Raw genomic sequence first — 13,848 nt, 5'->3', positions numbered from 1 at the left:
CTCTGGCTTGACCGCGACGGCCAGAATCTCGCGGACTTCGGCTTCGGTACTGTGCCCATGTTGAGCGGCTCGCACCCGCAATGCGCGGTGCACCTCGTCGGGCAGATTGCGCACGGTTAGCATTGCCATAGCATCACCTCATAAAAATGCATTCGATGCCTTCATAGTATATGTTTGAAGACAAAAGAAACAGGGGCACGGTTTTCAGAGCCGAAATCGGCAGGCAAGCCGCGGCAGATCACGGATTTCAAGCTGCTGCTCTGCAGCCCGCACCAATAGGCTATCTACAGGTAGCCTGCCGTGGAGGCCTTATGGCTGTTGGTTCCTGGCGCATGCCATTTCAAGGTGCCCGTATCCATTGGCTCGCAGGCTACCTATTACTGAGCCACCGCGCTGCGCGACCATAGAGGGTCAGGTGCGCATTCTTTTCACTCCCTCTCTGGTGTACAAAAATCAACCTGCCCAGCACCATCAAACCTTGAGATCATAGGAAGTGCTCCGCCCCCCGGACTCCGATTTGCACAGAACGCCAAGCGCGACCAGTTCGTAGATGTCGCGCAACGCCGTGTCCGGCGAGCATTTGGCGATGGCGGCCCATTTGCTGCTGGTGAGTTTTCCTTCAAATCCGTCGAGCAGGCGGTTTAGCAGTTTCACTTGACGCTCGTTGATCGGTGTTGTGGCCCAGCGCTGCCAGAAGCGCGTTTTGCCGAGCACGGCATCCAGAGTGACCTGCGCGCTGTCGATGGCGCGCCCAAGGTTGTCAAGGAACCAGAGCAGCCAGGCGGTAACGTCGAGGTCGCCTTTTTGCGTACGTTCCAGGATGTCGTAGTAATCCCGTCGTTCGTGCTGGATCTGTGCCGAGAGGCTATAGAAGCGTTGTGGACTGCCGTCTGCACGTGCCAGCAACAGGTCACCGATGGCGCGCGCGATGCGGCCGTTGCCATCGTCGAAGGGATGCAGGGTGACCAGCCACAGGTGGGCCAGACCGGCTTTCAGGATGGCGTGATCCTTGGTGTCGCCATTCAACCAGTCGAAAAAGCAGGCCATCTCGCTGGACAGACTGCCTGCTGGTGGCGCCTCGAAATGAATCTTTTGCCGACCGATAGGACCGGAGACGACCTGCATCGGGCCATTGCTGTCATTCCGATATGCTCCGGCCTGAATCCGGGTCAGCCCGCTGTAGCCGGTAGGGAAAAGCGCGGTATGCCATGAGAACAGACGATCCTGAGTCAATGCCGTCGCGCAGTTCGTGGTGGCATCGAGCACCATCTCGACCACGCCTTCGACATGACGATCCTTCGGCGCGAGTGCGCCGATGTCCACCCCCAAGCGGCGGGCAATGGAGGAACGCACGGTCTCTGCATCGAGTAGTTCCCCCTCGATTTCGCTGGTCTTGAGCACATCTGCAGTCAGCGCAACGAGGCTAGCCTGATTGCGCAAGTCCATGCCGACGTCGGTGAGCCTGCCTATCAACTGTCCCTGAGCGCGGCTGACGCGTGCCAGCGGGTTGGTCAGCGTGGTCAGGTCATAGTGCCATTTTGGCCAGTCGCCGTATTGCCAAATATAGATGGGTTCTCTGTTTTTCATGCGGAGATTGTGGTGCTTATTCTCCGCAAAGGCAAGATATTGGCCGCATATGTTGCGGAGAATAAGAAGTCTATTCTCCGCAGATTGATCGTTTTTCGGAAATCGACATGAAATCGATAGAGTTAGAATTAAACCTAAAAACCTCAGTTCAAACCACGGCGACACGGCGGGCACAGCGAAAAGCCTCAGTTTTTCAGGATTTCATGGCTAACCCAAAGGGTGAGTCATGAAAACATTGCAAGTCATTGTTTTTCCGTTGTGTTCGCCGTGTTCGCTGTGGTCAACTGCTTTTTATAGGTTAAATGATCCTGGCGTTAACCGGTTAAGCGAAAAGAGAGTTCGATGGAGTCTGGCACCATCGATTCCCTGGCCCGATTCCACGATTCCACGATTCCTCGACTCCACCTCCGGAAACCGATGCATGGAGGGTTGGATCGGGAGCCAGCAGCGTTTTGACCTTACGCGCGCTGACGATTAAACCTAAAAACCTCAGTTAACAGGGGCTAATTGACCGCAAAGCCAGGTTTGACGGGTGTTTAGCCCTCACCCCAACCCTCTCCCGCAGGGAGAGGGAGTTTACACCCTTCACCCTGCGGGCCGGGGATGAGGGCTTGCGACATTGGCATCACATCCAACTGAGGTTTTTGGATAAAAGTCGCACCAGAGATTCGCTGCCGGCCTGGTCATGCATGATTCTGATGAATTACGCCCATTTCATTCAGTGCCGCGCTGACCGCGGTCACCGCCCTGTCCATGACCTCCCCGTCGATGGCGCCAATGCATCCGACGCGGAAAGTATCGACAGCGGTCAGCTTTCCTGGATACAGGATGAAGCCCTTATCGCGTACCCGCCGGTAAAACTCGACGAAATCGTAGGCTTCATCTGCGGGGGCATGGAAGGTGACAATGATGGGTGCCTGGTCGGCATCGTCGATAAAAGTGCGAAGCCCCAGAGCGCGCATTCCGTTGATAAGTGCTGCACAGTTTTCGGAGTAGCGTTTATGGCGAGCCGGCTGACCGCCTTCCTGCCAATACTGATCCAGCGCCTTGCGCAACGCCGCGACAACATGGGTTGGCGGGGTGAAGCGCCATTGGCCTGTTTTCTGCATATAACGCCATTGATCGCAAAGATCGAGGACCAGGGAATGGCTATTATTTCCGGCGTGTTCCAGCGCTTCGCTTCGGGCAATGACAAAGCCCATCCCCGGCACCCCTTCCAGGCACTTGCCGGATGCCGCCACCAGGGCGTCAAAGGGAATTTCGCGAACATTGATGGGAATCGCGCCATAGGAACTCATGGCGTCGATAATCAGCTTGCGGCCCCGCGCCGCGACCACGGCGGCGATTTCCGCTAGCGGATTGAGGATGCCGGTGCCTGTTTCACAATGGACCTGGGCGACATGGCTGATTGCCGGGTCGGCGGCCAGGGCGGCATCGATACGCGCAGGGTCGGCTGGTTCGTCCTCGCGATGCTCCAGCACGACGGCTTCACGGCCAAGGTAACCAAGTATGCGCACGATGCGCTGGCAGTAAGCGCCGTTATTGGGTACCAGAACCTTGCTTTGCTTCGGTACCAGCGTTCCCAGGGCGGCCTCGACGGCAAAGGTGCCGCTCCCCTGAAGGGGAATGCAGACGTGGCTGTCTTCACCTCCGACAATGGCTGTCAGTTCCTTGCAAACCGATGCCGTCATTTCATTGAAGGCACTGTCCCAGGACCCCCAGTCGCAGAGCATGGCTTCCTTGGTGGCGGCGGATGTGGTCAACGGCCCCGGAGTCAATAGAACTGGCTCATTCATTTTCATCTCCATCAGGATCAGGGAACAATGGCGGCACGTAACACGCGCCGGGCGGCGGCATCGGCCATGGCTTCATTCACCCGATCGAGCGGATACTTGCCATCGACCAGATCATGAAATGGAAAGCGCCGACGGTTGGCCACCACGAAATCGAGGGCTTCAATCAGATTGCGCGGGTGGTAGTTATGCACACCACGCAGCGTGAGTAGCTTGCGGAGCAACAGATTGGCGTCGATTGTCACCAGTGCATCCGGATTGACCACGCCAGCGAGAACATACGTGCCACCGACGCGAAGCATCTCGATGCCCAGGGGAATGACCTCCGGCACGCCACAGACCTCGATCACGACATCTGCGCCTTCGGGACGACAAACTTCCCGTATCTGGCGCAACAGATTGGCCTTGTCGGTGGTTGCCGGGTCGAGGGCGAGATACACCCCGAACTGCGAGGCCCGCTCTCGCCGTTCAGGAACGGTATCAAGTCCAATCACGGCACGGGCACCACGCGCTTTGGCGATTGCTGCACCATACAATCCGAGCAGACCCAGCCCCTGGATCACCACCGTTTGCCCCATCCGGATGTTGGCGGCTTCGGTGGCGGCGATCATCGTCGCTACGCCGCAATTGATGGGTGTCGCCTCCTCATCGCTTAGTTCGTCGGGCAAACGCAAAATCCACGAATTCGGCAGGATGTAGCAATACTCCCCGAAACCGCCGTGGTGATGTGGCAAGGTTGCCGCCGCCATGTGCCCATATTTATCCACACCGGGCGATTTCTGTGGCAGATCCAATATCTCGCTGAAGTAGTTGCGACCCGGGATGAAATATTCGCTCCAGGTAATGCGGTCGCCGGGACTCAGCGAGTCGCCGCGCATGTCCTTGTCCACACCGTCACCGAGCGCCTCGATGACGCCGATAATCTCGTGACCGAGCACACCGGGACAGGGGTTGGGGCGATGTCCCTGATAGGAATGGATGTCGGAGCGACAGATCGTGGACATGCAAATGCGCACCAGCACTTCTCCTGGCTTCGGCGGGTGCAAGGGGTATTCACGAATCTGAAAGGGTGCGTTGGCCTGATCATAGACGGCAATTCTGCCGCTTGGGGTAATGTTCATGGACGCACTTCAACGCCGTTGATTGCATAGTCGAAAATCTGATGGCTCTTGAGTGTTCCGCTGGCGGCACGCTGCCGATAGCTCTCGCTCAGAGGATGATTCAGGATGAAGGGCACCTGTGCTTCGGTCACGGCGCCATGGCTGCGTAACCGGGCGTCGCCCAGACTCGACAGATCGTGTTCGGCCTCGGAGGCTCCGATGACGACATTTATGTCGCCAATGACCGCAACATCGCCTTCGCGATCAGGCGGTAGATCGAATTGTCGACAGACCGTTGCCTTGTCGAGTGCAGCTGCGATACCGGGCATGTCCTTGAGCAGATCGATGATTGCTTCCGGCGTTGCCTTGCCGCCAAGACACCAGACGCGCACGAAACCGCCCAGTGCCCCATGGTGTTTCACGAAAGCATCCGTTATGGGGCAGATCACGCGTGTATCGCCCATCCCGAACTCCTGATCAAGGATATCCTGCAGATAAATCACGTTGGGTTTGCCTGCCGGCGTCGACTTGTCGTTCATCCCATGATCCGCCGTCAGCGCTACGATCGCACCCAACTCGGCGAGGCGTCCAAACTTCTCATCGATGCGGCGATAGAACTCGTTGGCCACCGGATCGCCCGGCGCATGTTTATGCTGGATGTAGTCGGTCAGCGATAGAAACATCAGGTCCGGGCGGTCACGCTCGAGCAGACGCACGCCGGCTTCGAGTACGAACAGCGACAAGTCCATCGAATACATGTCCGGCAGCGGCATGCCTACCAGGTCGAGAACGTTTTCGATGCCGTTTTCCTGCAAGCTGCACTGATCGGCTTTCTCGGACGAAAAACTGATATTCCCCCGGGTCAGATCGAGATCCTTGCCCAATTGCTTGCGCAGCTTGTCCTTGGCCGTGATCGAGACGACTTTTGCGCCGACATCGGCGAACTCGGCCAGGATGGTGCGGCTACGCAACAACGCCGGATCCGTCATCACGACGGCCTCGCGGGTGGCGACATCAAGATAGTAATTGCCCGAGATGCCATGCACCGCAGGCGGCGCGCCGGTAATCAGCGACATGTTGTTGGGGCAGGTAAAGCTCGGTACCGTACCATCCGAAATCGCGCTGAAGCCCTCGCGCATGAAACGGGCGATGTTAGGAATGATCCCGTCGCGGATGCACTGCTCGATATAAGCAGGATCGCCACCATCGATGCAGACGACGACGACAGGGCGCGAAGGCCAACGGTAGGTAACGCCATTTAATAGAATGCTTTGACTGCTCATTGAATGTTCTCCGAATTGAAGCTTGCGATGTTCTTGTTGATATGGACTAAATGGCCCATTGGCGGATACGGGCGGAAATCAGGTCGATCAGCGTGACGGAGATGATGATGAAAATCAGCACTGCCGCCGTTTCTGCATAGTCGAAACCGCGTATGGCTTCATGCAGAATCACGCCGATGCCTCCGGCGCCCACCATGCCGACCACCGAGGCCGAACGGACGTTCGACTCGAAGCGGTAGAGCGCGTATGAAATCCACAGCGGCAAAACCTGCGGGATAACGCCGTAAAGAATTTCCTCAAGCGCATTGGCGCCTGTGGCGCGCACGCCTTCCACGGGACGGGGATCCATCGCCTCGACCGCTTCGGCAAACAACTTGGCGAGCACACCGGTGGTATGGACCCAGAGCGCCATGACCCCGGCAAAGGGACCAAGACCCACGGCAACGATGAACAGCATGGCGAAGACCATTTCGTTGATGGCGCGGCAAGCGTCCATCGCACGGCGCATCGGCTGATAGACCCACTTGGGGACGAGGTTCTCCGCCGACAGCAAGCCGCAGGGAATGGCGCAAATCACCGCCAGCACCGTACCCCAGATGGCAATGTGTATGGTGATCGCCATTTCCATGAGATACATGCGCCAGTCGTGAAAATTCGGCGGGAAAAAGTCCCGGGCGAACACGGCCATGTTGGTTGAATCCCTGATCAAATCCAGCGGCCGCATGTCGGCGCCTTCCCACGACCAGATCAGGAGAATGAAAAGTCCTCCCCACGCCAGATTCGTTGTCAGACTGGTCGGGGGTGGAACCAATGGCACATCGCGGATGCTTGGTTTGATGTTCATCCTTAAAACCTCGGTTGGATGTAATGCCAATGTCGCAAGCCCTCATCCCCGGCCCTTCTCCCGCAGGGAGAAGGGTGCAAACCCCCTCTCCCTGTGGGAGAGGGTTGGGGTGAGGGCCACCCCCCCGTTAAACCTGGCTTTGCGGTCAATTTGTCGCTCTCAACTGAGTTTTTTAGGTTCATGACAAGTCACAACGGATGGAATCAGAAAAGGCTGCTGAAAAACACAGCCATTCGATGAGATTCACAACCACGATCATTTCATCTGCTTGGCGAGATCGCTCAGCTTGGCGTCAATTTCAGCCAGCTTGGCACTCCTGTCCGTCTCGGACATATTGACGTCGGTCTCGAACTTGCGACGATCCTTGAAAAGTTCGAGTTGGCGGATGGGTAGCAACTGGGCATCGGTCGACGCCTTGAAGCCAGCCAGGCGATACATATTCTTCAGAATTTCTTTTTCCCGATCGTCCTTGCCGTAGCCGACCATGAAATCCTGAATCTTCTTCTTCATGTCGGCCGGTAGGTCCTTGCGCCAGACCAGCGGATCGCGCGGAATCAGGGGCGAAGTCCAAAGAATCCGGATTTGCTCCATTTTCTCGGGGGACTTCTCCTTGATCTTCTGGGTCATCTCGCTGTTACTGGTGGCTACATCCACTTGCTTGTTAAGAACCGCGAGAAAGTTGCCCTCGTGATTGGAGGAGCGCATGGCCTTGAAATGAGTTTTTGGATCCAGCCCGTTCATGGTGAACACGTAATAGGTCGGCACCAGCGTACCGGAAGTGGACTGCGGATCACCGATCCCGAACGTGTATTCCTTGCCGTTTTTCAGCACCTGATCAAGCGATGTAATACCACTATCTCGATGCGAAATGATGTAGGAGTAATAACCGGGCGTGCCATCGAGATCGACAAACTGCACAAAGACTTCGCCACTGGCACGATCAACGGCATCGATCGCCGCCTTGTTGCCATACCAGGCAATTTGTACCTTGTTGAAACGCTGCGCCTCGATGATTCCGGCGTAGTCGGTGGCGTAGAAGCCATTCACCTTTACGCCGACCGCTTTTGACATGTCGTCAAGGAAGGGCTCCCACATCTGTTTGAGTGCCCCCGCCTTTTCGGTGGCGATAATTCCGAAATTGAGTTCTTTGATCTCTGCGGCATGAACAACGCCCGATAAAACGATGGCGACAACCGCCAACAGGGATTTGATCTTGTGAATCATGGTTTCTCCTTCAAAGGGTGGTGCTGGATAAAAAATGGTTATCGGGCCGCAGCCATGGCGAGGCTGAGCCCGGGTTCAGGTTGCTTCATTGCCGGGCTATCGAGCATCTTGCCGAACAGTTCCTTGGCGTCCGCGCCATACAGTTCGCCCAGCAATTGCGGCGTCAGGGCCGCCGAAGGTCCGTCGTATACAACGCAACCGCGATGCAGGGCGACGGTTCGCGGGCAATACTTGAGCGCGAATTCAACCTGGTGCAGGGAGACGACTACCGTACAGCCGCGCTTCCGATTCATTGACGCCAGCAGTTCCATGACGTTGCGTGAGGATTCCGGGTCGAGCGAAGCGATTGGCTCATCGGCCAGAATCACCTTGGCGCGTTGCACCATGCAGCGCGCCAGTGCTGCCCGTTGTTGCTGGCCACCGGACAGGGTGGCGGCACGTTGCCAGGCAGACTGCTCGATACCCACCGCGACCAGCGCTTCCAGTGCTTGCTGGCGCTCATTCAGCGAAAAGCGCATCAGCAAACTGCGCCACAGGCTGGTTCGATAAAGCAGGCCAGTCAACACGTTGGTAATCACCGGCAAGCGGCCGACCAGATTGAACTGCTGAAAGACAAAACCGATATTGGCGCGCAGGCTGCGGATCCTTGGCGCCACCTTCCCGTCTTGCTGTATCAGTTGCTCCAGCACAACGATCTTGCCGGCATCGGCCGCAATAAATCCGGCAATGTGCCTGAGCAGGGTCGACTTGCCCGATCCGGAAGCGCCTATCAGAGCCACCATTTCACCCGAGTCAATATCGAGGCTGACATCCTGCAATGCCTTGCAGGATGGAAATGTCTTGCTGAGATTTCTGATCTGGATGGCAGTTCCCATGGCGTCCCGAATACTTTCTGCGTGTGATTAATCAAACTGCAACACTTCGCAATCTATACTTCGAATGTTGCAGATTGTTTACAATAAGCAACGAATCTATAAGTTAAGTATCTGCCATCAATATTTCGGTTTGATTAAAAACATGAATAAACAACTTCCCGACCACCCATCCAGCGCCATCCAGTTATTGCAGAGCCATTCCCTGCCCTCACTGGTTCAACAGCACCTGGAAACAATGATCGTTACGGGGCAACTGGCACCGGGTAGCAAGCTCACCGAAATCCCCTTGGCCGAACTGCTAGGGGTTTCGCGAGGTCCGGTACGCGAAGCATTTCGCGGCCTGGAGGAAAAGGGCCTGGTGCGCGTCGAGAAAAATCGGGGCGTATTCGTTCGTAACATCACCGCAACCGAGGCCGACGAGATTTATGAAGTGCGCGTGGCGCTGGAAGAACTTATCGTAAAAAAGCTCGCAGCCGCCCCCCCGGACACCAAGGCTTCGTGGCTGGAGAGTCTAGAAACTTTGCTATCCAGTGCCGAGAAGCTGGCCAGCAACGGGGATTTCGCCAATGCCCATGCCTGCAACATCGAGTTTCACGACCGCCTGGCCATCCTGACCGGCAATCAAACGTTGCTGGATAGTTATCGTCGACTGGTCAACGAGCTTTCTCTGTTTCGCCATCAGGCACACGTAAAGGTCCGTGATGCATCCAGCTTGATGGCTTCAGTGAGGGATCACCAAGCCGTGCTTGCGGCCATCACCGAAGGCGACGGAAAACTGGCCTGTCGTCTCATTCGTGTGCACATTGAGGCTAGCCGCAAGCGCCTGCAACGATTGCTTGCCGATCAGGAAGCCGTCATTCCGCTCCTCACGGAGCGCAAGCAGTAACAAATCGATATTTTCAATTCACTCTGGAGTAATCCCATGAACTTTCGAAAAGAAACCATGCGCATCTGTGGTGTGCATGAGGAACGTGATCGCGTCATCGAAGTCCGGAATCCATTTACCGGCACCTGCATCGGATCGGTACCCAAAGCCAGCGTGGAGGATGTACGACGAGCTTTCGCCATTGCCCTGGCCTACAAACCACGCCTGTCGCGCTACGAGCGTTCTTGCATTCTCCAGCGTGCTGCAGAAATCGTTGTGGCTCGCGTCGAGGAAATAAGCAATCTCATCACTGCCGAATCCGGATTGTGCAAAAAGGACAGCCGCTACGAGGCCGGCCGCGTTCGCGATGTACTCATTTTTGGTACCAATGCGGCTTTACAGGACGATGGGCAGGTTTTTTCCTGCGACATTACCCCGCACGGTCGCCAAAGGCGCGTGTTCACCCAGCGTGACCCGTTGCTGGGTGTGATTTCGGCCATTACACCGTTCAATCACCCGATGAACCAGGTCGCGCACAAGATCGTGCCCTCGGTTGCCACCAACAACCGGATGGTACTCAAGCCATCTGAAAAAGTGCCACTCTCGGCACTTCTTCTGGCCGACATCCTCTACGAAGCAGGATTACCCCCTGAAATGTTCCAGGTTGTCACGGGCGATCCATCAGAAATTGCCGATGAACTGCTGACAAATCCGGCGATTGATCTCGTCACTTTTACCGGTGGCGTCAGCATCGGAAAACACATCGCCACAAAAGTCGGTTATCGGCGGATTGTATTGGAGTTAGGCGGTAACGACCCCCTTATCATCATGGATGACGCAGATCTCGATGAAGCCGCCAGCCTTGCCGCTGGCGGCTCCTACAAAAATTCCGGGCAACGCTGTACTGCTGTAAAACGCATCCTTGTGCATCAGGCCGTCGCCGATAAGTTTGTCGAGAAATTGCTGACTAAAACGCGGGCCTGGACTTACGGTGATCCGATGGACGACACGCTGGATATGGGCACCGTCATCGATTGCGCTGCAGCAAAGTTGTTCGAGTCACGCGTAAATGAAGCGGTCGCTCAGGGAGCACATCTGTTGTGCGGAAACATCCGGGACGGCGCGCTCTATTCACCCACCCTTCTCGACCATGTGCGGCCAGGAATGACCCTGGTGCGTGAGGAAACCTTCGGCCCGGTGTCTCCCATCATCCGCTTTGAAACAGTGGATGAAGCGATTGCCATCGTCAATGGCACCGCCTTCGGCCTTTCTTCCGGTGTCTGCACCCAGCGCCTGGATGTCATTACACGATTGGTCAATGAATTGCATGTCGGCAGTGTCAATGTCGGCGAAGTACCAGGCTATCGGCTTGAACTGACCCCCTTTGGCGGCATCAAGGACTCGGGTCTTGGCTACAAGGAAGGTGTCATCGAAGCCATGAAGAGTTTTACCAACGTAAAAACCTATTCATTGCCCTGGCAGGGATGATTACCACCCCGGTCGCCCTGCTGGTGCTGCTGTCGGCATTGATGCACGCCAGTTGGAATTACCTGGTCAAGGCCAGCCCGGACCGTCTGCTGGATACTGCCGGCCTGGCGGTGGGCGGCAGTTTGATTTCGGCCTGCCTGCTGCCCTTTGTGCCATTGCCGGCAGCGGAAAGCTTGCCCTGGCTTGGTGTGACGGTATTCATTCATATCGCCTACTTTATGGCCCTGATCGAAACCTACCGTCACGCAGACTTGTCCATTGCCTACCCGCTCATGCGCGGCACCGCCCCGGTGCTGGTGGCACTGGTCGCGCCCCTGGCTGGAGAGACAATCACCCCGGGCCTGTTGGCGGGCATTGTCCTGATTGGCATCGGAATCACGCTGCCGGCCTGGCTTGGCTTCAGGCGGGCAGCCGTGGCCAAGGCCGGAATATGGTTTGCCTGCTGTAACGCCGTTATCATCGCTGCCTATACAATTGTTGACGGCATTGGTGTACGCCTGTCGGGCAGCGCGGCGTCCTACACGCTCTGGCTGTTTTTTCTTGACGCCTGGGGTATTTTTGCCATCGCCTGGTGGCAACGCGGCCGAGCCGTCATGACTCACTTGCGCCGTCGCTGGGCCCCCGCCCTTGCCGGCTCGGTTCTAACGCTAGGCTCCTACGGCATTGTGCTCTGGGCAATGACCAAAGCATCCATTCCTGCCGTCGCCGCCCTTCGCGAAACTTCAGTAATATTTGCCGTCCTGCTCGGGGCACTATTACTAAGGGAGCGCATGGGCCGCTGGCGCGCCGCCGGTGCGGTCCTGGTTGCACTAGGCGCCGCCGTGATTCGCTGGGGATAGTCGGTGCGTCTGTAGCCACTGGCTTACCTGCCGGGCGACTCACGGGCCATCGTCCAGCGGCAGGTCATGCCCGGTCGTTGGATGCTCGGCAAAGGCCTTATCAAAGCGGTCAGCGAGTTGGTGTGAACGGCTCTGAAACTGTGGTATCCCCTATCTACTTATCTATAAAACAGAGGGAGGCAGGGTCGAATAACTTTTCGATACCGATCAATCCGGCGGCGATGGGCTGGTGCTAAGAGTTCGCATTCATGTACGCAAATAATTACGCAAAAGGCGAAATAAAACAATTGAATCAATCGCCTCGGCGGAACATAATGTTCGCAAAAGGAGCCGCCATGTACGACGCACCGTATCAATTCGAACCGCTACTTCCTTCGCTGGCAAAGCAGGAGCCTCTGCTGACCAAGGCCCATGACCTGTCGCGCAGTGCCACCCAACTGGCCGGGATGCCTATCGCCCCCGGTTTGCGTGGGTTGCTGCGCGGGATGAACTCCTACTACACCAACCGCATCGAGGGGCAACACACTCGTCCGCTGGAAATAGAACAGGCCATTGCCCGAAATTTTTCCGCCAACAAGGAACTTGCCTCACGGCAACGTCTGGCCATCGCCCACATTGAGACCGAAGCGGTTGTCGAGCAACGCTACAGCGGTGAATCCGGCGGCCTCTTGCTCTATAGCCCGGCGGGGATTCAGGATCTGCACTGCGAACTATTCTCACGTCTGTCGGCAGAAGACCGGGTAACTGCCGAGGGTGAAACCATCGTTCCGGGCGAATTGCGCCAGCGCGAGGTGAAAGTGGGGCGCCACATCGCCCCGGCCCACGACAGCTTGCCGGGCCTGCTTGTGCGCTGGAGCCAGTACTATGGCGATATCCGCCGGGGCGAAACCGCGTTGCTGGCGCTGGCCGCCGCCCACCAGCGCCTAGGCTGGATTCACCCCTTTATCGACGGCAATGGCCGCGTCATGCGCCTGCACACGCATGCCATGCTGAGCGCGCTCGGCTACACCAATGGCTTGTGGTCGCCGCTACGCGGATTCGCACGCTCGGTGGACCGTTATTACGCTTGCCTGGCGGACGCCGACTCGCCCCGTCGCGGCGACCTGGACGGTCGTGGCAATCTCAGCGAACAAGGGCTGGTGGCATGGATCGACTACGTTCTTGACGTTTGTCTGGAGCAGGTAAAGTTCATGGGGGGCCTGCTCGACATTGCTGCGATGGAAAGGCGTATAGCCGCCTGTCTGACGTTTGAGGAAGAAAGTCTGCGCTCAGGCGTGCGCCGCGAAGCCTTGCGACCGCTGCATTACCTCTTCCTGACCGGCGGCGAACTGGAGCGGGGCGAATTCAAAGTCATGATGGGACTGGGCGAGCGCACCGCCGTCACCGCCCTGTCTGCCCTGATCCGGCGCGGCCTGCTTAAATCGGATACCCCGCAAGGCAAGGTACGCTTCGGTTTGCCGCTGCATGCGCTACGTTTCTATTTTCCGTCGCTGTGGCCAGAGGCAGAGGCGGATTCAGAGGAATGACCATGTTGGGCAAGGGCGGTTGGCAGAAATGACTCGCCGCCCTGGAAGCCTCGCCAAATGGCACTATGCAAGGAGTGTTGCTGGAGATGCAATAAAGACGGCACTCTTCAGGCGCATCTGCTGAAGAGTGCCTATCTATAAGGGCTGCAGCCGTTTGGTATCAGTGCGAAAAAGTTAAAAGCGATCTGCTCCTGTTACAACAGCATATTGTTCAACTCGGAATTCTTCGAGAAAAGAGAGAGCGAAGCTGTCCGAGTAGTTCCATTAATTCGTCGATGAAAACCGTGGTACGTCCACAGTTTCCTTGCGGTTTTCAGGGACGGGGAAACAGAAACCGTGGTGTCCCCAATTATTATTGGCTCACGGACTTGACTTGTTGAAGAAAGTCAATTGGCAGTAGGTTCCAGCGGCTAAACAATAAGAG

General features: G+C 56.8%; 12 protein-coding genes. 4 read left to right on the top strand and 8 right to left on the bottom strand.

Going from position 1 to position 13,848, the window contains the following annotated elements:
• From ACOYNV_RS07435 to phnC, 8 genes are all read right to left on the bottom strand, one after another.
• Positions 1–123, bottom strand: a 123-nt coding sequence (locus ACOYNV_RS07435) for a FitA-like ribbon-helix-helix domain-containing protein (protein WP_422899122.1), incomplete at its 3' end; no start/stop codon positions are given.
• A 348-nt stretch (positions 124–471) separates the two neighbouring features.
• Complete coding sequence (locus tag ACOYNV_RS07430) at positions 472–1,587, bottom strand: Fic family protein (RefSeq protein ID WP_422899117.1); 1,116 nt, start codon at positions 1,585–1,587, stop codon at positions 472–474.
• 683 nt (positions 1,588–2,270) lie between these two features.
• Positions 2,271–3,383: a 2-aminoethylphosphonate--pyruvate transaminase gene (locus ACOYNV_RS07425; protein WP_422899116.1), complete on the bottom strand. Its 1,113-nt coding sequence runs from the start codon at positions 3,381–3,383 to the stop codon at positions 2,271–2,273.
• 17 nt (positions 3,384–3,400) lie between these two features.
• Positions 3,401–4,501 carry a zinc-binding dehydrogenase gene (locus ACOYNV_RS07420; RefSeq protein WP_422899115.1) on the bottom strand — a complete coding sequence of 367 codons (1,101 nt, stop codon included), beginning with the start codon at positions 4,499–4,501 and terminating at the stop codon, positions 3,401–3,403.
• Positions 4,498–5,763 carry a phosphonoacetate hydrolase gene (phnA, locus tag ACOYNV_RS07415; RefSeq protein ID WP_422899114.1) on the bottom strand — a complete coding sequence of 422 codons (1,266 nt, stop codon included), beginning with the start codon at positions 5,761–5,763 and terminating at the stop codon, positions 4,498–4,500. Before phnA ends, ACOYNV_RS07420 begins: the two co-directional genes overlap by 4 nt.
• A 46-nt stretch (positions 5,764–5,809) precedes the next feature.
• The gene (gene phnE, locus ACOYNV_RS07410) at positions 5,810–6,607 is read right to left on the bottom strand and encodes a phosphonate ABC transporter, permease protein PhnE (protein WP_422899113.1); all 798 of its coding nucleotides are present in this window, start codon (positions 6,605–6,607) and stop codon (positions 5,810–5,812) included.
• 255 nt (positions 6,608–6,862) lie between these two features.
• Positions 6,863–7,831 (bottom strand): phosphonate ABC transporter substrate-binding protein, encoded by a 969-nt coding sequence (phnD, locus tag ACOYNV_RS07405; protein WP_422899112.1) that lies wholly within the window; start codon positions 7,829–7,831, stop codon positions 6,863–6,865.
• 38 nt (positions 7,832–7,869) lie between these two features.
• A complete protein-coding gene (gene phnC, locus ACOYNV_RS07400) occupies positions 7,870–8,706 on the bottom strand; it encodes a phosphonate ABC transporter ATP-binding protein (RefSeq protein WP_422899111.1) in 837 nt (278 codons plus the stop codon).
• A 142-nt stretch (positions 8,707–8,848) separates the two neighbouring features.
• On the opposite strand from phnC, the gene ACOYNV_RS07395 reads away from it, so the two are divergent.
• The 4 genes from ACOYNV_RS07395 to ACOYNV_RS07380 all read left to right on the top strand — a co-directional run bounded on the left by ACOYNV_RS07395 (position 8,849) and on the right by ACOYNV_RS07380 (position 13,424).
• Entirely contained in the window at positions 8,849–9,592 is a 744-nt protein-coding gene (locus ACOYNV_RS07395) for an FCD domain-containing protein (protein WP_422899110.1), read from the top strand.
• Positions 9,593–9,628: 36 nt separating this feature from the next.
• Positions 9,629–11,059: a phosphonoacetaldehyde dehydrogenase gene (gene phnY / locus ACOYNV_RS07390; protein WP_422899109.1), complete on the top strand. Its 1,431-nt coding sequence runs from the start codon at positions 9,629–9,631 to the stop codon at positions 11,057–11,059.
• Positions 11,056–11,898, top strand: a complete 843-nt coding sequence (locus ACOYNV_RS07385; protein ID WP_422899108.1) for an EamA family transporter — start codon at positions 11,056–11,058, stop codon at positions 11,896–11,898. The genes phnY and ACOYNV_RS07385 overlap by 4 nt, the downstream gene beginning before the upstream one ends.
• A gap of 335 nt (positions 11,899–12,233) precedes the next feature.
• Entirely contained in the window at positions 12,234–13,424 is a 1,191-nt protein-coding gene (locus ACOYNV_RS07380; RefSeq protein WP_422899107.1) for a Fic family protein, read from the top strand.
• Positions 13,425–13,848 lie beyond the last annotated feature (424 nt).

Origin of the sequence: Propionivibrio sp. (assembly GCF_049316945.1) — a bacterium.
GTDB lineage: Bacteria > Pseudomonadota > Gammaproteobacteria > Burkholderiales > Rhodocyclaceae > Propionivibrio.
The sequence above is the reverse complement of the archived record's forward strand: the minus strand, read 5'-3'. Positions and strand labels throughout refer to the sequence as shown.